This window comes from Citroniella saccharovorans, assembly GCF_035481615.1.
Classification (GTDB): domain Bacteria; phylum Bacillota; class Clostridia; order Tissierellales; family Peptoniphilaceae; genus Citroniella; species Citroniella saccharovorans.
Genome location: NZ_JAYKOT010000003.1, coordinates 1,416,495 through 1,438,397, shown reverse-complemented (window position 1 = coordinate 1,438,397; position 21,903 = coordinate 1,416,495). Strand labels below are relative to the sequence as shown.

Genomic DNA, 21,903 nt, shown 5'->3' with positions numbered 1-21,903 from the left:
ATGAAAATTGATTATGTAGATGTATTACCAAAAATTGATATTGAACGTGGTGGAGTATATATAGGTGGAACAATTCAATTTCAGTCTAACCGCCCTCCATATGATTTTATGAGATGTGAAATTAATTTAAACGCTGAAGAAATGACAGCTGTAATGACCAAAAAGGTCGATAAGTTTAAGATGGCTGAAGATAAGCTCAAAGACCTTATAGAGCTTGATTTGGTAAAAGTTGATAGCTTTGATATGGAAAGGTTTAATAGGGAATTAGAAGCGAAAAATAAGGAAATTGAGAGCTTACAGGGACAGGTTCTTGAACTTACCTTACTTTTATCGAATACTGGAGGGGAAAATGGAAGTACTAATTAATATGCTTTGCGAGGCTGTGATTAAGAAAAAGATCAGGCTTGAGATGATAGGAAATAATTTTGGCATGAGGGATAAAGTGGAAGAAAAGTTAAAAGAAATAGAAAAGGCGGAGTAGCTTATGGATTTAGGGATAAAATCGATTACTTTAAGGTTTGATGATAATCAGCTGGGATACTTACAGCCAGTCCAAGGAGATACTAGGTCTAGGGGCTTTCTTGTTGAGATGGTCTCTACTGATGGAGAAGTTTTAGAAGCAAGTAGTGTGTATGAGTGCAGGCTTTACGGAGTGAACTCAAATTATCCTGACAAAACTTTCTACACAGTAGCCACAGTCGAAGATGGAAGATACAAGGTTTACTTGTCTACTGATATGGTTTCTAAGGCTGGTACTTTGAAGCTTCAAATTGCTTTATATAAGGGGTCTGAAGAATTAATTCAATCAGAAGTAAAAGAAGTTGAAGTGACCGAGTCTATGGCCAATGGCGGAAGTATCGGCAAAGACCTAGTAGTTGACTTCACAAAGCTTGAAAAAGCACTTGAAAGGGTAGACGCACAAGAAAAAGCATACAAAGATAGTCTGCAAAAGCAGGAAGCAATTAGGGTTGATGTGACAAATAAACAAAAGCAGGTATCAACTGACACCACAGCAGTCAAGAAAATCAGGACTGATATGGAGGGAGTAATGGCTGCAGAAGCTAGTAGGGTTAGTGCAGAAAAGGCTAGGCAGTCACAAGAATCTATTAGACTGTCTCGAGAATCGACTAGAATAGATCAAGAATGCGCCAGGCAGTCAAACGAAATAACAAGAGATAGTCAGGAAAAACAAAGAGTTGAAGCAGAAAAGAAAAGAGTAAGTGCTGAAACTCTAAGAGTGAGTGCTGAAAGTACAAGAAGCAGTCAAGAAAATACAAGACAAAACGAAGAAAGTAAAAGAAAATCAGCTGAAAGTACAAGAGTAAGTGCTGAAAATACTAGGGAATCACAAGAAAACGCAAGGCAAAGTCAGGAAACTCAAAGGGTAGAAGTTGAAAAGAAAAGAAAGTCTACTTTTGAGAGCTGGGATAAGACTATGCAAGGTGTGATACCTAATGCAACTTCAAGCACAGCAGGGGTTGTGAAAGTTATTGGAACAGAAAAAGAATCAGCACCATATACTGTGCCTAGTGTAGATAATTTAAATATAACAAAAGAGACTTTGAGTAAATCGATTGAAAATAGGGCTGAAAAAGTGCATAAGCACACAATAGAAGATGTGACTAACCTACAAAATAAGCTTGAGGATACGGCTAGTAAGGAGCATAGGCACAAATGCACAGAGATTGATATAGAAACTCAAAGTAGTGCTGCCGAGCACTATTTCACTATGTATCTTAACGATGTTATAGATTTAATGGTTGATGATATACATGATAATAAAAGTGCTATTGAAAACACGGCTAGTAAAGACCATACCCATGACAGTATAAAGGCTAATTTGAGTGGGGCTACTAAGGACTTAAAATTTGTCATCACAAGTAAGGCAACTTATACTGGCATGACTAAAGGCCCAAGCACTTTATATTTTGTGCAGGAGTAAGTTATGATTAAGTTTAACGATAAGGACACTAAAGAGATTTATATCGGCGACAAGGCTATATCCGAGGTCTACTGTGGGGATAAGTTGGTGTGGCAAGGACTGGACTGGAGTAAGTTTTTCTATGGATTAGAAAGGGTTGATGTTAGTAGACCTGGTTCACGTTTTAAGACTTACTATTATAAAGTCGATATTGATAGTAAATTTAAAGATATCAAGCCAATTACAATCGTTGTAAAACTTAATGCCGACAATACAATGAAAGGCGACCGAATTGAATACACTGGTCAAAGTTCGGTTACTAGTCCAACTTATACAAGTAATTTTGGATATGTAACTTTCACTGCTATCTATAACGGAAAAGAAGTTGCACAAACAAGTGCAATGGGCGAGGGATATGCTTAATTTTATTAAAAAGTAGGTGGTTAGATGTGTGTAGAAGAAAAAAACTGCATGGAGCGTATGAAGAATTTAAGCGAGGATTTATTGGATGTAAAAAGTAGGGTGGAAAAGTTGGAAGAAAATTTTGTGAATTTGAAGTCGGATTTAAGTAAGACGGAGTATAAGGTTGACGTGATTAATATGACAACAAAGGAAACTAAAATGGATGTGAAGAAGATACTTGAAAGACCTGTGCAGTATTGGGATAAGCTTATAATTGCTGGAATTAGTGGAATTGTTGGCTATATTTTAAGTATTATTTTAAAGTAAAGGAGGGATCGATCCTATGGCAAGTTATAAAGAAACCACTATGCTTTTACCTTTAAGCGATACTAGGACTTTCGGTGAGATGGACTGGCAATATATAACTATCCACAACACAGCGAATCGTGTGAGTGCTAGGAGCGAAGCTATGTATGTGCATAGTGGGAAAAGTGAAGTTACTTATCACTTTGCGATTGATGACAGAGAGTGTGTACAAATTCAAAGGCTTAATATGTCCTGCTGGCATGCTGGAGATGGAAGAGGTGACGGAAATACAAAGTCTGTAGCACTTGAAATTTGCTACTCTCTTGATAAGGGCGATAGTAGGTATCCAGTAGCTGAGGATAATGCAGCACACAAGTCGGCAAAACTTTTACTGTCTAAGGGATTTGGTATTGATAGGCTTAGAAATCACCAAATCTGGTCCGGTAAGTACTGTCCTCATAGGATGCTAGACAATAATGGCTGGGAGCCTTTTAAGAGAAAGGTTGCAAAGTATATGGAAGAACTAAAGGAATCTAAAAAGACCAGACTTTCTACTCCAGATTTTATTGAAAAGATAAAAGATGGTGCCATAAAAGGCTGGGAGACTCATGGAATCCTACCAAGTCTTACTATTGCTCAAGCTATCCTAGAGTCTGACAGTGGAAATTCGGAGCTTGCAGTAAGAGCAAATGCAATTTTTGGGATAAAGGCTAGTACTGATCCAAGCTGGACTAGGATTTATAAGAAAAAAACTTCTGAGTGGATTAACGGAAAGTATGTGGAAGTCTTAGCTGGATTTAAGTCTTACAAGTCCTGGGATGAGTCAATAAGGGATAGGCTTTTATATCTTACTACCAGGTGTATAGGTGGGGTTTATATCTACAAAAATTTAATTGGAGAGGTGGACTACAAGAGGGCATGCCAAAAAATTTATGATGATGGATATGCAACTGATCCAAAGTATCCAGGAAAGTTAATTGATATTATAGAAAAATATAAGCTTTATGAGTATGATAAAAAGGCTTTAAAAGAAAGTGGGGTGGATTTTATGGATAAACAAGTTATAATTGCTTACTGGAGTGATGGCGACCTTCCAAATGCAGAAGCCTTATTTAATGCGATTGGGGCAGGTCTACTTACTAAAACAAAAGATGCCAGAATATATAAAGACAAGGGAGCTTTCATTGTGCAAGTGGGCGGATATGATATTAAAGGAGCGGATAAAAAGGTATTTGGAGATGACAGGTTAGCTACCTTAAAAGAAGTGGCAAAATTTGCTGAAGAGATAAAAGGGGGAAGATAATGGACAATTTTGATATTTTAATCGTTCCACTTATAGTTGGAATTTTAGAAGTAGTGAAAAAATTTGATATAGATAAGAAGTTTATACCACTTGCAAGTATTTTAATTGGGGTGGTTTTTTCTTTTCTAAAAAATGGATTTTCTACGGATACAATCCTAGTCGGTATCGGCTACGGTTTATCAGCCTGCGGTCTTTATTCTGGAACAAAAAATGCTATAGAAAAATAAAACAATCGCCCGTAAAAATACGGGCTTTATTACATATAATTCTAAAAAATAATAAAAAAAGGTTGACAACATATAACAATTGTGTTATATTATATATACAGTAAGAAAAGAAATCTTACGAGTAAAGAGCAGGAGGAAGGAGAAAATGGAAGATAAGGGAATGACTAATGAACAATTTAAAATAGTATTGGAAATGATATTAGCAATAATTGAGAAGTCAGAGACGAAAGAAGAAGCAGTTAATGAAATAAAGAAATTAATAGAGAAATAGCCTACTAAAAAGTAGGCTACGATAGTAAAGATTAGGGAGCCCTGTTCCTCCCTTTTCTTTAAGTTGATTATATCAAAGAACAGGAAATTTCACAAGGAGATTTTATGGAAAATAAAACGTCAGATGCTCAAATTAGAGCTAGTAGAGCTTGGGAAAAAAGAAATCCTGAAAAAGCAAGATACCAAAGGATAAAATCTAGTGCAAGAACTTTTGCGAGAAAATATGCAAAATCAAGAAAAGAAGTAGAAGAGCTATTAGAAATATTTGATAATGAAAATGTAAATAGGTAGAAAAATAGTCCTCAAAGTTTTGAGGACTAAATTTTTTTATAGCATATACTCCTTATTTTTGTTTGCAACGAGTTTGCAACCCAAAAGGCAAACTGTAACAAGTTATAACTAAATACGTGATATTTTTAAAATAAAAAGGCTTGATATAGCCATCTATAAACAGCTATAACAAACCTTAACGCCTATGGTGCACCTTCAGGGACTCGAACCCTGGGCCCACTGATTAAGAGTCAGTTGCTCTACCAACTGAGCTAAAGGTGCAAAAATAACTAACAGGAATATTATAACCTCTTTTAATATCCCTGTCAAGTGATTTTTAAATATTTTTTATATTGATTTAACTAAATATTAACTATTTTTCTAAAAACTCCTCTATAGCTTTACTTACAGAATTTTCTCCGCCAAGTATTATAATTTCTTCAATATTTTCTTCCTTTATATATAGTAAACTTTCATGAGGAAGATTATCCCTTGAAGTTAAAACTACTGGATAGGATTTTATGGCTGAAACAGGGCCAATAGTTAAGGCATCAACTATATTTTCTCCACTTGCTACAAATGCACCTTCTGGACTATTAAAATATTCACTAGCTATTAGACTTGCTGTTTGGAACCTATTTTCTCCGCCTATTCTTTTGGTATCAATATTTAAACTAACTAGATCTTTTTCAAGTTCACTTGATAGAGACCCTTCACCGCCAACGAGTATAACCTTTTCTATCTTATTTTTCTTTATAAAATCAAGAGTATTTTTATCTAAATTTTCTCCTCCAACTAAAACTATTGGAAGACTATTTTTGATACTAGCTCCTGCAAGAGCAACAGCATCGACTTCCTTTTGTCCATTTACAAAAAATACTGAGTTTGACTCATTCTCATCAATTACACTTTGCCCTATCTTTCTGGAAGTTTCATACCTATCACTTCCACTAAGCCTTATAACTTCACCGGTACTATCCTTAAGCTCATTAAAAACTTTTTCTGAAATAGTATTTTCTCCGCCAATTACTACAACTTTTTCAGCTCCAAGCCTTTTTATCTCATCTAACACATCTTTTGATAGCTCATCCCTATCTGTTAGTAGAAGCGGACCAGTTACAGATTTATTTAGAGGAGAAGATACAAGAGCATCGACAGAAGAATTTGCACCAGTTAAGTAAACAGCTTTTTCCGTAGAAAAATATTTTTTAGATATTGCAAGAGCGGTTTCTTTTCTATCATTTCCAGAAATTCTTCTGGTATTTTCTTCTGGATCTTCCTTAGGAGAATCTAAAGAAAGAATAGCTTTTTCAGCATCGACAATCCCATATCCATATCCCATATTTGGACTTTCCTTATATTCTTCATCAGTAAGTCCTCTCGCAGTTTTTATTAAGATGTCTTCAATCTCATCTGGACTTAGATTTGGATTTTTTTCCTTAATAAGAGCAATCACTCCCGCAACTTGAGGAGAAGAAATAGAAGTTCCATACATGTAACCATACCTATTATTATTTATAGCCGCCCTTATATCTTGACCAGGAGCCACAAGCTCTGGCTTAAAATACTTTCCATCTGGGTCAAAAAGAGATGGGCCCCTTCTTGAAAACTTAGATAGCTCATAATTTTTATCAACTGAGCCAACAGATAGAGCGCCAATTAAAGATGCAGGATTATCAATAGAGCCTGCTTCAGCCTTGCCAGAGATCTCATTGCCACTAGCAAATACAGGAGAAATTCCAGCTTCCTTCCATTTTTTTAAGATATCATTAAACCAAGTTTTTTCATTTGCCTTTTGTCCCCAAGAATTATTTACAATATCAGGTCTTTTACTTTCATCTCCGCCTGGAGCTAGCATCCACTCACAAGCCTTAATAATATTGGAATTGGAAGTCTCTCCACTTTCAAAAGCCCTTACAGCAATCCACTTAGCACCTCTTGCAACCCCTTTTACAAAAGAGTTCTCAGATCCACCAAGAGCAATAGAAACAGTAGCAGTACCATGTCCTATATTATCTTGAGGTAGTACACTTGACCCTACTAGGTCAAGCCAGCTATATTTGCCGTCAAAAGATCCATCTTCCTTGTTGTAACCCCTAAATTTATCCTTAATCTCTGGATGGGAAAAATCAACCCCGGAATCAATAAATCCAATAGTTATTCCCTCTCCGGTAAGAGAAAACTTTTCTTCAATCTTATCCGCAGATATCATCTCCAAATAAAAATCATTAGATTTATTCTCCATAATAGGATTGTTAACTAATTGCTTTTCGTCAATTGGACTAGGATCAAAAGTAAGAAGCTGGTTATCCTCGTTAAAACTAATCTTTTTAATTTCATCAAAAGCCTGAAGCTCCTTAATCAAATCGTCAGTGCAAATAGTATGAATAGCATTGGTAATATAAAAAGTTTCAACTAAATCAACCTTCCCCTTAGCTTTTTCTCCATCTAGAAAAGTTAAAATATTTTTCTGACTCTTTAGGGTATCATCCTTTAAAGAAGCTACACCTGACTTTAAGCTAAAACTTTCTTTTAACTCAATTAGAATATCTACCTTTTTATAAGAGTCTTTAAATTCACTAGAATTAATATTTCCACTTGCAAAAACCCTGAAATTTATTAAAATTAGTAAAAATAAAAAAACTCTTAAAAAATTTCTCTTCATAATTTCCTCCTAAAAAAATATTTCATTTATATAAATTATAACATGAATTATATGTAAAAAGAAAAATTACAGCAAAAATCAAGCCCATCTTGTCTTAATCATATAAAAAAAGGTAAAAAATTTATAGTTTTACCTAAGAATTTATCAAATCATAATATAATTGAACAAAAAAACATAAAATCTACTAAAAATAAAATTTTAAAAATAATAATACTGTGCTTAAAAAACAAAATATACCAAAATACCATGGAATAAAAAAATAAAAGCATAATTAATTTAATAATAATAAGTCGAGAGCTTTAATTTTAGGGAAAGAAAAAAATAAAAATTACAAAAATTTAACATTTTATTATTTATTGAAACGTTTTAGCAAGAAAAAAATAGTTGAAAATTTAAAAATAATATAAAAATTATATTGAGTTGCAAAAAATATTAAAAAATGTGTTGTATAATGTGTACAGAAGGAGTATACTATTAGTAATTAAATAAGGTAGGATAAATGTATAGATATACTCTAAAATTTTAAGAAGATACATGCCTATAAAAATACCAATTATATTTATATTTAAGAACTTCACTAGCCTTATTATTTTTAAAAACTTATAAAAGCTAGCTGAAAATAGGAGGAAAATAAGAGATAAAATTTTTTAAATGAAAAAACAACTTAAAAAGTAAGATTAATTCTTTACTACACAAAACTAAATAAAGCCTGAAATTCATTCTTAATAGTTTATTTCACAGTTTAAAACAATAACTAAAAAATAGTGAATTATATAGATAGATTAATATAGATTATAGAATACTGAGTAGGTAGGTGGAAATTTATGAGAAAGAAAAATTTATTTAGAAGAATTTTATCAGGAGCACTTGGAGTTCTATTTATCCTCCAAGCATTACAAGAGCCAGTATACGCTATTAAATACGGATATGGCTTAGCTAGCTCCCTCGCAAATGGCATAGTCCAAAGAAAAAGTTCAGAAACTAAAGAAAGTGCTGAAAAGCTAAACGAAAAAACTTTACAAGGTGAACTTAAACTTACAAGACTAGAACAAGAGGCTTTAGAAAGGTTAGAAAAGAATAGTTTTGAGCTGTTCCGTGGACCTTTAGTTATAGACTCTAAAAATGAATTTGAAGCTGAAAAATACATTTTTGTAGAAAAAGACGAAAATGGAGATATTAAATTTGTAAATGGAGCAGAAATAGCAGAATTTACAAATATAAAAGAAATAGAAAGGCTTATAAAAAAGTATAGACTAGACTATAAAGCTTATGAAGCAAAGAAAACTAAAGATATTAATCCTACTGAAACATTCTTTAAGATAAATTATAAACAATATGATGAATTTTCTATTCCAATAGTTATAAATGACTTAGAAGGAAAATTTGAAAGCACTAAAAACCAAGGTCTTACACTAAAGACTAACAAGGAAAATCCACTAATAAAAGAAATTTATGTAAATTCATTAGAAGGCCTTGAAAGACTAAAAATAAATTTCAAGACAAAGAAAGACATAGATGATTTAGATATATTAAAAGTTGAAAAACAACCAATTAACAAAAAACCAGAATTAGACGATGAGGGATTGGAAATTCCTTTAGATCCAAAGCCTGAAGAAGCTTTTAAAGAAGTATTAGAAGAAGGTCACAAAGATGGCAAAACAGTTACTTCCTTAAGCTTAGACGAATTGGATACTGGATACAAATATATTTTTACCCTTTCTTCTAAAGAGGTAAAAAACGAAGATTATATAATATCTGAAATCTCTCAGCTTCAAAGAGAGAAAGATAGTAGAGAAAGAGAAATAGTAAAAGAAGTAGTAGAAGAACTTGGAAAACCTATTTCAGACGAAAAAACAGTAGAAAAGAAAGAAAATGCTACTGAAACAATTACAGGTGAAACAAAACCTTCTGAAGAAAAAAATGACGATAGCAAAAAACTAGAAGACAAAAATCTAGATTCAAAGAAGGAAGATGCACCTAAAGAAGATACAAAAGATACAAAAGACATAAAAATAAATTCAAAAAAAGCATATACAAAAGAAGAAAAAATAGAAAAGTTCGACAAGCTTATAAAAGAACTAAAATCAGAAGCGGAAAAAGAAAAGGCAGTAAAAGATAAAGAAGAAGATAATCCACTTCTAAAAGGATTAAAAAAGCTTGTTAAACAAAGCGGATTAAATAAGGCAGACGAAGAAATAAAATCAAAGCTAGAAAATGAAAAAACTACCTTTGATGAAATCCTAAGAATGGTAACAGAGCTTTCAGAAAAATATAATCTTACAAAAGCTGAAGAACTTAAACTAATGGAAGATAACGAGGAGTCAATCAAAAAACTAGCAGAAGACGAAATCGAAATATCTGATGAAGTAAGTCCAGAAGCACAAAGAGCTGATGGTGAGCTTAACTTAGATGGTAAAAAATACACCATAATAACTCGCTTTGAAACTTCAAATGCAGTAGGTCCTATTGCTATAGGTCAATCATTTACTATAAAACTTGACGATAGACTTACAGTTAAAGATACATCTACATTAAAGTCAATTTATTATAAAGGCAAGGAGATTGCTAGACCATCATATGATTCAAATACAAATGCTATAAAATACATGGTAACAACACCTATTTCAGATAGTATAAGTATACCTCTAAGAGTTGACGTTGACTACAACGTACAAAAAGTAAAAGAATTAGATGGTAATGCTAGTAAACACTCTATCAAAAACTCAATTTCAGGAGTTGGAGTTGTAAAACCGGTAAGTCTACCAGAAACTGTTGTAGATAACGAGGGCAATATAATAAATCAAATAGTTGAACCTGATAAAAAAGGCGTATATGAAATCGTAGAACAAGGCGATGACTATAAGGTTTATATGGATGCTTTCGGTACACCAGTAGTAGAAAATGGAAAATTAAAAGCAATAGACTGGTCAATAAGTTTTTCTGGAACTAAAGATTTGCTAGCCTTAGGATTAGTATCCAATGCAACTTTAGTAAAAGGATCTGGTTTAAAAGACTTTGAAAGTATTTTATTAAATGGAAAACCTGTCCAAGTTGGAGATCTTAGCAATAACCCAATAGAAGGACAATTTGGAATAGTAAAATCTAAAAACCATACGCTTTCTTTTAACACAAAAGAAGTTAAATTTAACTTTAGAACACCAGTAGAAGACACTCCTCAAGCTAAATATGTAATAGATCTTTCTGTAATTTTAAAAGCAAAGAATAAATCTGGTGCAGTTAGACTTATATTTGATAAAGGCTTTGACGAAGAGACTATAAAAGAAGAAACATCTAAGCGTGTTGACATGAATAACAGAACAACAATACTTGGAGAATTTTCAAGTGAAAGTTCTGCAACATGGACTATAACAGATCAGGTTTCTGCTGGAGATAAGGATGTTAAATTTCCACTAGCAACTAGGGAATTAACTGGGAACCAAACCCTAGCATCTGCAAAGATGGCGGTTTATGGATTAGACACAGATGGTAAGATGGTAGTTAAACAAACAGTAACAGATCTTAACCGTCAAATCCCTGAAAAAGGAACAAACCCAGCTGATGTCCAACTACCAGGTAGAATAGCAGTATATGAATATAAAACAAATTTAGTAGAATCTGAAGTAGGCTACTCATTATCTGGGGTAAATATCACCAAATACCAAGATATTAAAGTAAATCAAAAATGGAACAAGAGTGCTTCTATACCTGCTACTATTCCAGACCAAAAAATAGAAGTACAAGACCAAAATGGAAAAAGTTTAAAAACTTTTGATATTCCAGGTAGAACTGATCAAGTTTTTGAAAGAGACCTAACTTTAGATAATGTAAAATACTTCAATATAAAAAATGATGGTACAGAAGAAAGAATTCATCATAAACTAGTACAGGATTTGCCTAAAGATGGGCAGTATTCTTATATAGAAGGCTATAATTACCAAAAATCTGATGACAAAGTTTACTATATACTAAATTATATTGGAGAGGATCTACCAACTGGTAGTGCAACATTAAAAGTTGTCAAAACAGATTCAAAAGATCCTAATAAAAAATTAGCTGGAGCTAAATTTACTCTAGTTAATCCAAAATACAAAGTAGAGCTTGAGACAGACCCTAATGGCGAAATAAAGTTTTCTAACTTAGAACCAGGAAAATACACCTTAGTAGAAAATAGTGCACCAGTAGGTTACAAGAATAAAGCAAACAATATTACAGTAGATGTAGCAAATGATGGCAAGGTTACACTACAAGGCGAAGATATCTTTGTTGATGGTGGTACTATCAAAACTGAAATTATAGAACATGACCAAGCACCTAGCTGGCCAGACTATATGAACTCAATGCACTATGGCAAGATTGACAAAGATGGAAACATAGTAACATATATCTATTTAAAACCAAGATCTAACTACACTGGTGGATCTACTAATAGAGATACTAGACTAAACCTTTGTATTGACCGTGGTAGTATAGAGAATGTTGAAGTTTTTAACGTCTATCCAAATCAAAGAGATGCTATAAGAAATCTAATGTTTGAGCAAGATATATCTTATAATACTGTTGGAAATAATCTTGGCTCTAACCAAGTTAATCAAGGCGTTAAGGATGATATTACAGGAAATAAAAATGTACCTGATCCTTTTACAAACAAAACCGGATATCAACTTAAATTTCCTGTAAATAGATTTAATGAAGATTGGGGATTTTTAGTAAAAGTTACAGCTAACGGATCTAATAGTAGCGTTGTTTCATATGACTGGTTAACTGATCCAGATAAGGATACAAGTGCCAATGCAAAGATACAAAAAACAATTGGACTTAGCAGTGTAGAGACTAAAGACGAAGTAGCAGTAATAATTAAAAATGACGAGCTTCCAAAACAACCTGTCAAAATAACAAAAGTTAACAACGACAGAGTACAAAAAACACCACTTGCAAATGCAACTTTTGTATTAAAAAATTCTAATAATGAAGTTTTACAAACAATAGTTACAGGTAATAACGGAGAGGCTGATTTTGGAAATCTTTCTCCAGGCGAATATATAATAGAAGAACAAAAAGCACCAGAAAACTACGTGCCTTCAGATGTAATATTTGTCGTAACGGTAGGAGAAGATGGTACTGTAACATATAAAGCTAAATTTAGAGATGGCTCTGGAAATCCTCAGCCAAACGTAGACTACTATATAGAAACAGAAAACATAAGCGAACAAACAGAAAAGCCTAGAGTCACTACTGTTGAACAAAACCTAGTAATTTCTGAAGGCGCAGGTTCTGGATCAATAGGAAGTAGACCAGGTATTTGGGAAGCATATATGTTTGAATCCCTAATATACACAGCTAAAATTCACGCAGAAAATGTTGCAAAAGGAAAAGTATTGAAGATTCAATTTGACCCTGACCTAAATTTCAAGCAATACGTTTATGAAATACCAGCTCCAAACTTTGCAAATGTTTATTTCAACTATGACACAAATCTTTTGACATATGTTTTCAATGACAAATTAGAAGGCGATACTGTAGATATATCTCTTAGGATCAATGGTATAATTCCTGACAAGTATTATGCTACAGTAAGTGGCGACTATTCCTTTGATATAACTGTAGATCCTGAAGGTTTTAATAAGAGGGACACTTATAAAGTAACAGCTGACTATGCTTCGTATTATGACAATGCTGGCACACCACCATTTTCTAACTATTACACAGATATCTACGAAGAAAATGGAGAAAAATATTTCAATGGTATAATCTATTACAATGCCCTAGCTAAAGGATCTAGAGCCGCTAGAACTCTTAATATTGACTGGATTTCAGCAATTCAAAATAAAAGAGTTGCAGATATGAGTTACTACCCAGCCCAAGGTAAGCCCGCATACACCTTAGATGATATGAAAATATACAAGGTTGAGCCAGAAAGAATTAATGGCAGACTAACTAATGAACGTAACATGCCACTATCCTTTGGTGTTCGTCCAGAACTAAGACCAGATATCTACGAGCTAGTTTACAATAAAAGTAATATAAATCCTGAGGAATATTTCTCAGGAAGACAAGACAAAATATATGTTACCTATGATCCTTCAAAAATCAAAAGCTCTGGAACTATTAATGCAGATGGTCATAAAAATCACCCATTAGAAATAGGTATGCCTATGATATCTGCAAAAAAAGAAGGTTATGTAATTGTTCAAAAATTTAAGGTTGAGGATTTTGAAAGATATAAATCTTTATGGAGACTTTACTACTATTCAGATGGAATAAATCAAGCAGCTTCTTATCAAAAAGGAAATTACAATGAAGCGGCAGCTAATCAGTCCGGATCAGAAATTCCAGAATTATATAGGCAAGTTATAAAACTACCAAACTCTCCTTATACACCTGGTAATTTCTCTATAAAGAAATTTGACGAATCAGATAGAACAAAGACTTTAAAAGGAGCAATCTTTACTCTAACTTCTAAAGATGGGAAAGTTATAAATAGATCTACAGATGAAAATGGAGAAATAAGCTTTACAGAACTTTCTCCAGGAGCATATACACTTGTAGAAAGCAAAGCTCCAAATGGATATGAAAAATCTAGTAGTACTTGGAAAGTTGTTGTCTATTCAGATGGTAATGTAAAAATTACCGAAAAAAGCATAACTGGAATTGGCGAATCCTATAATGGAAAACAAATACTAATAAAAGTAACCAATAGACCAGTAGGAGAAGAATTTATAGTTTATAAAAAAGGCTCAAATGATAAACCTCTTGCTGGAGCAAAGTTTACTATAACAAAGCAAGGTGAACAAACTACTTTTGCTACAGGAACTTCTGATATTAACGGGGTTGTAAAATTCTCAAGAACACTAACAGAAGGAACCTATATAATAGAAGAAACTGAGGCACCAGCTGGTTACAATAAGACAAATAATAAATGGGTACTAGTTGTAGATAATAAGGGCAATAAAGAAGTTTACAAATATTTAAAATCTGAAGATCAAGGCCAAGACCAAAATGGTCAACTAGTATATGCTGACGGAACAAACTGGGTTGACGTTAAAGGTAGAAATACTAGTAACTGGAAAGAAAATGATAACAGATGGACAGGTTGGACAGGCAAGAGCAAAAATGCTGTGCACTTAGGTACAAGAATTATTGCCATAAATAAAACTGAAAAATATGTTATTCAAAGATATGTTATAAATCCAGAAGCGAAAAAAATTGACACTACAACAGCGGCAACAATTCATAGAGAACCACCAAACTCACCAAATATGGATTGGTACAATGAAGATGAAGAAATAAAAATATATACCCTAGCAGCCAAAGTAGGCGGAAATACTTCCGGTACAGTAAGTGGATTAATTTCAGATTTAAGATTTGCAGATTATAATGTAACTGATATTACAACTGATGTTAAAAAATCTAAAGACAAATCACATTATGGGGAATCAAGATTAAAACTAGAGTTGCCAGTAACAGATAAGCCTATAGTAGTAGACGTAAAAGTTCCATACAAGGATGAAAACGGCGAAGTAGGTACTGTAATGGATTGGAGAGAAGATGGTACAACCTACTGGAAATCTGACTATTATAATAAAGTAACCGAAATCATTGAAGAAGGGCCAACTAAGTCTGAGGCTGGAAGCATTATCGGATCCTATGTAGGCAAAGACTCCTTAGAAGTTACAAACGATAAGAAAACTTACAGATTTAGACTTAAAAAGGTAAAAGAAGGTACTAATGAAGCTATCCAAGGAGCAACCTTTAGACTAATAGGACCAGAGCCACTTGAAGATGAAAAATCTATGGTAACTAGAAATGATGGTATGATAACCTTTGATGGCTTGGAAGCTGGAACCTATACTTTAGAAGAAACTCAACCAGCACCAGGTTATGAAAAAGTAGATACAAAATGGAAAGTTAGGATAGATCCAAGTGGAAAAGTATTTATAAAGGACGCTAATCCAAATGCTGACCCTAATAGTCCAACATTTACAGTACCAGCAGGAAATAGAAGTGCGTCTGCAAATAGGGAACAATCCTTGATGATAAGTTCTCCAAATCTTCTTCAACTTCTAAGCTTAGAAGAGAGAAAAGAAGAATTAGATAAAACTCCAAGTATAAAAGAGATCATGAATTCATTTAGACAAACTTCAATACTTGAAAAGAAGTCTAACAGCTTAGACCTAGAAATTGGGGAAGAAATAGTTTCAGAAGCACAAAGAGCTGGAGATGGATGGGAGATAGTTGACAATGCAAGTTCAACTCAGCCTACAAAGAGAGAGGATCAAAGTTACGATTATGGTCAATTAATTGAAACAAAGATTATTGAAATAGACAAGGCTAATAATAAATATAAGCAAGTATTTATTTTTAATGAAGGAGAAGGACTAAATAGGAAATCTCGTGAATTGAAATTCCACGTAGCTTATGATAACTACAATATAAGTACTAGTGATGTCAAGACAAGGGTATTTCAAGTACCTATAAGTAGTCTTTCAAATATTAATGAAAGCTCAGATATAGATAAGATAGCTAATAAAAAAGATATTTCTTCAAAGATTAAATTCGACAATGTACAGGAAGATACAGCAGATGGACGAAAAGTTACTAAGATTAAAACAAGAAGTTTACCTGCCACTTATTCTGGTACTATTCTTGTAGAAATCGAAATGTCTTATAATGAAAACCAACCAATTGGTTTGGGATCAAATTATAACTTTAATATGACAGCACAACACGGCAATAAATGTTGGTTAGAAAAATCCTATCCAAACGAAGCTGGAGTACCAGTAGTAAAGACAACTGTTTACCACACAATCAAGTTCGATGGCAACGGTGGACAATGGCAAATGAATCCAGTAACGGTTGAAGATGGTACTATTTACAATATACCAGGATCTTCATTTATAGCTCCAGATGGAAAAGTATTCGATGGATGGCTAGTGGATGGACAAAAGAAATATGCTGGAGATAAAATAACTGTAACTAGTGATTTAATTCTTATAGCTCAATGGAAAGATAAAGCTCCAGATCAAGTAACCGTTTCATTTAAACCTGGGGAAGGTTCTGGTACAATGCCAGACGAAAAAGTAAATGTTGGTTCAAACTATAGATTGCCAACTAATGGTTTTACCGAACCTAATGGAAAAGAATTTAAAGCTTGGTTAGTAAATGGAGTAGAATATCAGCCAGGAGCGTCAATACAAGTTAATGCAGATACAACAGTAACTGCTCTTTGGAAAGACAAAGCTCCAGAAACATTTACAGTATCTGTCCAAAACCCACAAGAAGGTGGAACAATTACTGCAAGTCCAACATCTGCAACAGAAGGAACACCAATCAACTTGACTGTTACACCAAAAGAAGGTTATGAAATCGAAAGTGTAACAATGAATGGTAAGGCTCTATCAGCAGGTGCTGATGGAACTTACTCATTCACAATGCCAGCATCTAATGTTACAGTTTCTGCAACATTTAAAGCAGTTGGACCTAACCAGGGTGAAGTAGAAATCCCTTCTAACAGCTTTGCACAAATCACAAACAAACAAGTTGGTATCGAGTTTAAAGTTATCAAACAAGTAACTTATGGACAATATCTTCCAGGAGCAAAATTTGAACTAACTAAGATGACAAATGATAAATATGATACAGTTGATGAAACTTTTGAAAAAATAGAAGCTGTGTCAGATAAAGATGGTAAAGTAGAATTTTTAAGAGATGGAAAACCTGTTAAGCTAGAAAAAGGCTACTATCAACTAAAAGAAACTGAAGCTCCACTTGGTTACAAAAAAATTCCAGCACCATGGAACTTAGAGGTTACAGAAGAAAATGGTAAGCTTATTGTAAAAGCGAGTGGACCAGAAAAAGTACCAGCTGACTATATAGCATCAGATTCATCAAAAGCTGGAAATAACCTTGGATCAACTGACCAGATTAAATATTCATCTAAGATTACAAATATAGATACTACCCTAGGAACTTATGTAGAAAGGATCTATATTGACACTAGAGGATATACTGGAAATGAAAAAATCAATGTTCAAATTCTTCCTAAACATAAGAGAGAAGAAAAGGACTTTGTAAATGCAGATCCTCCAGTTACAATAGTAGGTGGTGTAAAGACAGCTTATAGAACAACCTACAAGATAGAAAACCCAGATGCAAACTTAGATCCAGACACTGTACTGAAAAAGTACAGCTTATCTAATCCTGGTGTTACTATGGTTAACACAGCTAGGTGGAGACCATTTGACTGGGGATTTGATGAAGATATTTTGAACCTTGATAAAGGTGTTTACTTTATAGACATCGAAGGCTATTTCGATAGAAAACCAGAAAATAGAGAAGATGCTATAAAGAAACTAGAAAGTATAGACATCAATATAGACTTCTATGAGGGCGCAAGAGAATTCCAAGAAAAGCAAGCTGATGGAACTTGGAAATCCTATGATGGAGCCTCTTACCAAAATGGTAATATTAATAATGGAATAACAGATATGGATCCTAAACCAGGTCAAAAATATCCAGATGCTTTAGGTAAAAATAATGGTAGAATCCATACACCTATTGGAAAAGGCGTAAATAAACTTCTAAGCGTAACAACTTCAGCCAATATAAATTCATTATATGAATCAAAAAACATGGATCTTCTTTACGATGAAACACTAAGAGTAAACAACGAAACTGTTGACTACAACATTACTTTTTCAAAAAATGGTAAAGATAAAGATGAATGGGCTATTGGAGGAACCGAAGTAGCTAAAAGAAGACTTGAAGGAGCTATCTTTATGCTCCAAGAATACCAAGGCGTATTCGGCTGGAAAGATTTGTCAGAAAAAATCGTATCTTCAGCCTTTAACGGATACTTTGGTTTTAGAGGACTAAAAGAAGGTCGTTATAGACTTATAGAAGTAAAAGCTCCAAAAGGATACAAGCCTATAGAAGGACCTATAGTAGACTTTACTATTAAAACAAGTAAAGAAGATTTGGAAGTAAAGGATAAAACTGGTCATACAGTAAAAATCATACCAGCAGGTAATGGTTATATTGAAATCAATGATAAACAAGGCAGTCTATATAACGCTGAAGGTTATACTGGAAACCTAATAGACTATGTAACTGCAGCAACAGCTAAGAACCTTGGTAAGGTTATAAATGAATTACCTGGAAAAGGTAAAGTTTCTCTAACAAAAGTTGATGAAGCTGGAAAAGAACTTGGTAAAATTACTGATATAGCTGATGGTTTGGAAAAAGGTGCCAAATTCAAATTAACCAGACTAGATATTAAGAATAAAACAAATCCAGATGGTACTCCAGCTACAGACAATGAATATATAAAGATGGTTGACGAAAATGGTAAAATTGTCTTTAACGATCTAAACATTGGTCACTACAGACTAGAAGAAATTGAACCACATCCAGGTCATGTAAATAAAGACTATGTTTGGGAATTCACTATAGGCGGTAAGGGCCTTGACCCATATGCTGACGAAAAGCCAACTCCAACTAGGAATATCACAGATAAGATAGATTTAGTTAATTCTACGATATCTGTACAAAAGACCTTATCTGATGATGACACAGAACCAAACGAAGAGAGTGCAATCTACCCTCATAGAGCGCAAAACTTTAGTATCAAAAATGAATTTAAGGTTAAAGCAGGTGCAAATATTCAGCCGGGAGATTATTTTGAAGTAAAACTTACCGACTCAATAGACTTAGAAGGTATTTTCAAAAATAGATCTCTAATGAATCTTGATATATTTGCAGATGGAGTAGGTACTATAGCCAAGGCAAGTTACGATAAAGAAAATGGTGTTATTAAATATGTCTTTACAAAATTTGCAAGTATATTTACTTTAGATGAATTTACAACAGCGCTTTCAGCTTGGGTAAATCTAGATAAGATTAAGAGCTCATTGAATAATGAACCAGTAGGCTTAGGCCTAAATTTAATGGCCCAAGAAATGAAGACTAAGAATTATAATATCAAATATGATATTGATCATGAAACTTCAAATCCACCTGAACAAGGTGGCTACGGATATTATGATTATTATGATAATTTTCATTATTATAAGCACAATCTTTCTGGAAAAATTTTCGAGCTAGATCCAGATACGGGAGAATTTACTCAATACTATTATATAAATAGATACGGTGTGAGGGGTTATCCAAATTGGAATTTCTTCTACAAACCTTATTACAAAGATGTGTCAAATAATAAAACCATAGATTATGCAAAGATTAAGATTTGGAGACTAAGGGACAATTCTAAAAATAGTAGAATAAATAGTATGCCGGAGTCATTTTCTATAGATGAAAATGATCCTAACTTAGAAGTAACATATGATAATTACTATACAAATTTAAGCCGAATATCCATTCCTATGAATGATGGTGGGGAAAAAATCATATATTGTACAGGTTAAAGGTAAGATTCCAATTGAAGAAATTCAAGAGCTAGAAACCGCAGGACAAACTCATTCATTTACAGGTCGTTATTATAGTAACGGAAATCCGATTTATATTGTAACAACAGGTAGATATGATGTGGCTAGATTTAGTCAAAACGAAGCTAAGGCGAGTGCTGAAATTTCTCTAACAGCAGTAAACCCTATAAACAAAATATCATTTAAGAAGCTAGACGAAAAAGGCGAAGCACTTGCAGGTGCTGAGTTTGGTTTATTTAAGAAAGACTTAAATGGTAACTGGCCACAATCAGCAAACCAAACAAAAACTACTCAAGCAGATGGACTATTTGACTTTAGCAAACTTGAACCTGGAGACTACAAGGTAGAAGAAAAATCGGCACCAGAGGGATACGTTAAGCTTGAAGGACCAGTAGAAGAATTTACAGTATTACAATCTGGTAAAATCGTTAAGAAGTATATTGAAAATGGAAAAGAAAAAATAGAGGAAATAAACACAGCTATTCCAATAGAAATTGTAAATAACAAACCTGTTGAATTTGTAAAAGTTGACGCAGATACTGGAGAAGCTTTAAAGAATGCTCAATTTGAAGTATTTTACAAAGAAAAAATTGACGGCGACTATCAAAACTACACTGTAGGCGGCAAAAAAGTCACAGCAACTTCTGACGAAAATGGTAAAATCAGATTAGAAGTATCTAAGAGTGGATATTATGCGCTAAAAGAAACCAAGGCTCCAGATGGATATTCTAAACTTACTAAAGATAAATATATTAAAGAATTTAGATTAGAAAATGGAAGGGTTCAAATCTTACAAGATTCAACTAAGCAAGGCACTGTTCAAACAGATAGCAATATAATCTCAAGCCAAACAATTGAAATCAATGAAAAAGATAAAACATTCAAACAAAGAATTATCTTAAATCCAAATCAAAAGAAATGGCATTTTGATGGAGGAGATACTCAGCTTAGATTATATGAAGACAAGTGGACTGTAAATACAGCAGGTAAAAAGATAAGATACGCTGTTCTTGACGAAGGTAAGTCTATAAGTGACTTAAAAGAAGAAGACTTTAAAGACTTCGCCCCAAGAGATAGTTCAAGTAAACTTTGGTATGCAGTTGCAAGAATGTATGGAGAAAATAATTATACAAAACCATCACCAACTAGAAGCGAAATCTTTACAAAAAAATCTCTAGTTGTAGAATTTACAGGAAAACTAGAAGACAGTGCAACAAGTCCTATAGATATAAAAATGGACGTAAATTCAGATTTATGGAAATATAGTGAATTAACATATACACTCGACTATGACAAGATTGTTAAAGAAGATAAGGTATATGTAGACTATAACGGCACGGATCCAATCCAAATCGAAAACCGCAAGGCAGAATATCCTTGGACTGGTGGTAATGGTACTAGGTTATTTACTATGGTTGGTATTGCTGCGATGGTGGTAGCTGCTATTGGCTACTCTAGGAAAAAGAAGGTGATAAGATGGAAATAGAAATATCACTTTATAAATTTGGGCCGAGGGGGCCAACTGGATGATTGAGCTGCGGCGAGAGCCATCAAAGTAGATTTACTGAAAAAAATTTAAAGGAAATTTAAAGATTTAAATTAAAAGCCTTCACTAGCTGGAGGGAAAATCCTTCCAGCTAGAATCTAGGCAAAGAATAAAAATCTTTAGAAAAACTTAAAGCCTTTAAAAGAACTTAAAAGAAAAGCTAAAGACACTTAAAGATCTTTTAAAAGCTAGAAGAAAAAAAAGCTAGCGGGGAGAAGGTAAAAACTCCAAAAGCTAGAAGAAAAGAAAACTAGCGGGGAGAAGATAAAACTCCAAAAGCTAGAGAAAAAAACTAGCGGGGAGAAGATAAAACTCCGAGAAGCTAGAGGAAAAAAGCTAGCGGGAAGAAGATAAAAACTTCGAGAAGCTAGAGGAAAAAAGCTAGCGGAAATTTGGGAAAAACCAAAGGTAAGCTAGTTAGAGAAACTAAAGAAAAAAATCTTTAGAAAAACTTAAAGCCTTTAAAAGAACTTAAAAGAAAAGTTAAAGACACTTAAAATTCTTTTAAAAGCTAGAGAAAAAAGCTAGCGGGGAGAAGATGGAAACTCCAAAA

At 33.4% G+C, this 21,903-nt stretch carries 12 protein-coding genes and 1 tRNA gene; 11 read left to right on the top strand and 2 right to left on the bottom strand.

The features are described from left to right. From VLK81_RS09585 to VLK81_RS09545, 9 genes are all read left to right on the top strand, one after another. On the top strand, window positions 1-366 hold the full coding sequence (locus VLK81_RS09585) for a hypothetical protein (protein ID WP_324618943.1): 366 nt from the start codon (window positions 1-3) through the stop codon (window positions 364-366). Continuing rightward, entirely contained in the window at window positions 350-481 is a 132-nt protein-coding gene (locus tag VLK81_RS09580; protein WP_324618944.1) for a hypothetical protein, read from the top strand. The genes VLK81_RS09585 and VLK81_RS09580 overlap by 17 nt, the downstream gene beginning before the upstream one ends. A 3-nt stretch (window positions 482-484) precedes the next feature. Beyond that, on the top strand, window positions 485-1,942 hold the full coding sequence (locus tag VLK81_RS09575; protein ID WP_324618945.1) for a hypothetical protein: 1,458 nt from the start codon (window positions 485-487) through the stop codon (window positions 1,940-1,942). Window positions 1,943-1,945: 3 nt separating this feature from the next. Beyond that, a complete protein-coding gene (locus VLK81_RS09570) occupies window positions 1,946-2,344 on the top strand; it encodes a hypothetical protein (protein WP_324618946.1) in 399 nt (132 codons plus the stop codon). A 24-nt stretch (window positions 2,345-2,368) separates the two neighbouring features. Next, the gene (locus tag VLK81_RS09565) at window positions 2,369-2,650 is read left to right on the top strand and encodes a hypothetical protein (protein WP_324618947.1); all 282 of its coding nucleotides are present in this window, start codon (window positions 2,369-2,371) and stop codon (window positions 2,648-2,650) included. A gap of 16 nt (window positions 2,651-2,666) precedes the next feature. Beyond that, a complete protein-coding gene (locus VLK81_RS09560) occupies window positions 2,667-3,932 on the top strand; it encodes a glucosaminidase domain-containing protein (RefSeq protein ID WP_324618949.1) in 1,266 nt (421 codons plus the stop codon). Continuing rightward, window positions 3,932-4,159 (top strand): phage holin family protein, encoded by a 228-nt coding sequence (locus VLK81_RS09555; protein WP_324618951.1) that lies wholly within the window; start codon window positions 3,932-3,934, stop codon window positions 4,157-4,159. Before VLK81_RS09560 ends, VLK81_RS09555 begins: the two co-directional genes overlap by 1 nt. Before the next feature lie 145 nt (window positions 4,160-4,304). After that, complete coding sequence (locus VLK81_RS09550) at window positions 4,305-4,430, top strand: hypothetical protein (protein ID WP_324618953.1); 126 nt, start codon at window positions 4,305-4,307, stop codon at window positions 4,428-4,430. 104 nt (window positions 4,431-4,534) lie between these two features. Beyond that, entirely contained in the window at window positions 4,535-4,720 is a 186-nt protein-coding gene (locus VLK81_RS09545) for a hypothetical protein (protein WP_324620435.1), read from the top strand. 185 nt (window positions 4,721-4,905) lie between these two features. Here the strand turns inward: VLK81_RS09545 and VLK81_RS09540 are convergent. Both VLK81_RS09540 and VLK81_RS09535 read right to left on the bottom strand, forming a co-directional pair. Next, window positions 4,906-4,981, bottom strand: a tRNA-Lys gene (locus tag VLK81_RS09540). A 91-nt stretch (window positions 4,982-5,072) separates the two neighbouring features. Continuing rightward, window positions 5,073-7,364, bottom strand: coding sequence for a S8 family serine peptidase (locus VLK81_RS09535; protein ID WP_324620434.1), 2,292 nt, complete (start codon window positions 7,362-7,364; stop codon window positions 5,073-5,075). 824 nt (window positions 7,365-8,188) lie between these two features. Here VLK81_RS09535 and VLK81_RS09530 point away from each other — a divergent pair. Together VLK81_RS09530 and VLK81_RS09525 are read left to right on the top strand one after the other, a co-directional pair. Next, window positions 8,189-19,783: a SpaA isopeptide-forming pilin-related protein gene (locus VLK81_RS09530; RefSeq protein WP_324620433.1), complete on the top strand. Its 11,595-nt coding sequence runs from the start codon at window positions 8,189-8,191 to the stop codon at window positions 19,781-19,783. Further along, window positions 19,746-21,290 carry a SpaA isopeptide-forming pilin-related protein gene (locus VLK81_RS09525; RefSeq protein ID WP_324620432.1) on the top strand — a complete coding sequence of 515 codons (1,545 nt, stop codon included), beginning with the start codon at window positions 19,746-19,748 and terminating at the stop codon, window positions 21,288-21,290. The genes VLK81_RS09530 and VLK81_RS09525 overlap by 38 nt, the downstream gene beginning before the upstream one ends. The last annotated feature ends 613 nt before the right edge of the window (window positions 21,291-21,903 follow it).

Coding starts and splice junctions, on each gene's coding strand:
- VLK81_RS09585 (WP_324618943.1), top strand. CDS start 1: ATGAAAATTGATTATGTAGATGTATTACCAAAAATTGATATTGAACGT.
- VLK81_RS09580 (WP_324618944.1), top strand. CDS start 350: ATGGAAGTACTAATTAATATGCTTTGCGAGGCTGTGATTAAGAAAAAG.
- VLK81_RS09575 (WP_324618945.1), top strand. CDS start 485: ATGGATTTAGGGATAAAATCGATTACTTTAAGGTTTGATGATAATCAG.
- VLK81_RS09570 (WP_324618946.1), top strand. CDS start 1,946: ATGATTAAGTTTAACGATAAGGACACTAAAGAGATTTATATCGGCGAC.
- VLK81_RS09565 (WP_324618947.1), top strand. CDS start 2,369: ATGTGTGTAGAAGAAAAAAACTGCATGGAGCGTATGAAGAATTTAAGC.
- VLK81_RS09560 (WP_324618949.1), top strand. CDS start 2,667: ATGGCAAGTTATAAAGAAACCACTATGCTTTTACCTTTAAGCGATACT.
- VLK81_RS09555 (WP_324618951.1), top strand. CDS start 3,932: ATGGACAATTTTGATATTTTAATCGTTCCACTTATAGTTGGAATTTTA.
- VLK81_RS09550 (WP_324618953.1), top strand. CDS start 4,305: ATGGAAGATAAGGGAATGACTAATGAACAATTTAAAATAGTATTGGAA.
- VLK81_RS09545 (WP_324620435.1), top strand. CDS start 4,535: ATGGAAAATAAAACGTCAGATGCTCAAATTAGAGCTAGTAGAGCTTGG.
- VLK81_RS09535 (WP_324620434.1), bottom strand. CDS start 7,364: ATGAAGAGAAATTTTTTAAGAGTTTTTTTATTTTTACTAATTTTAATA.
- VLK81_RS09530 (WP_324620433.1), top strand. CDS start 8,189: ATGAGAAAGAAAAATTTATTTAGAAGAATTTTATCAGGAGCACTTGGA.
- VLK81_RS09525 (WP_324620432.1), top strand. CDS start 19,746: ATGATGGTGGGGAAAAAATCATATATTGTACAGGTTAAAGGTAAGATT.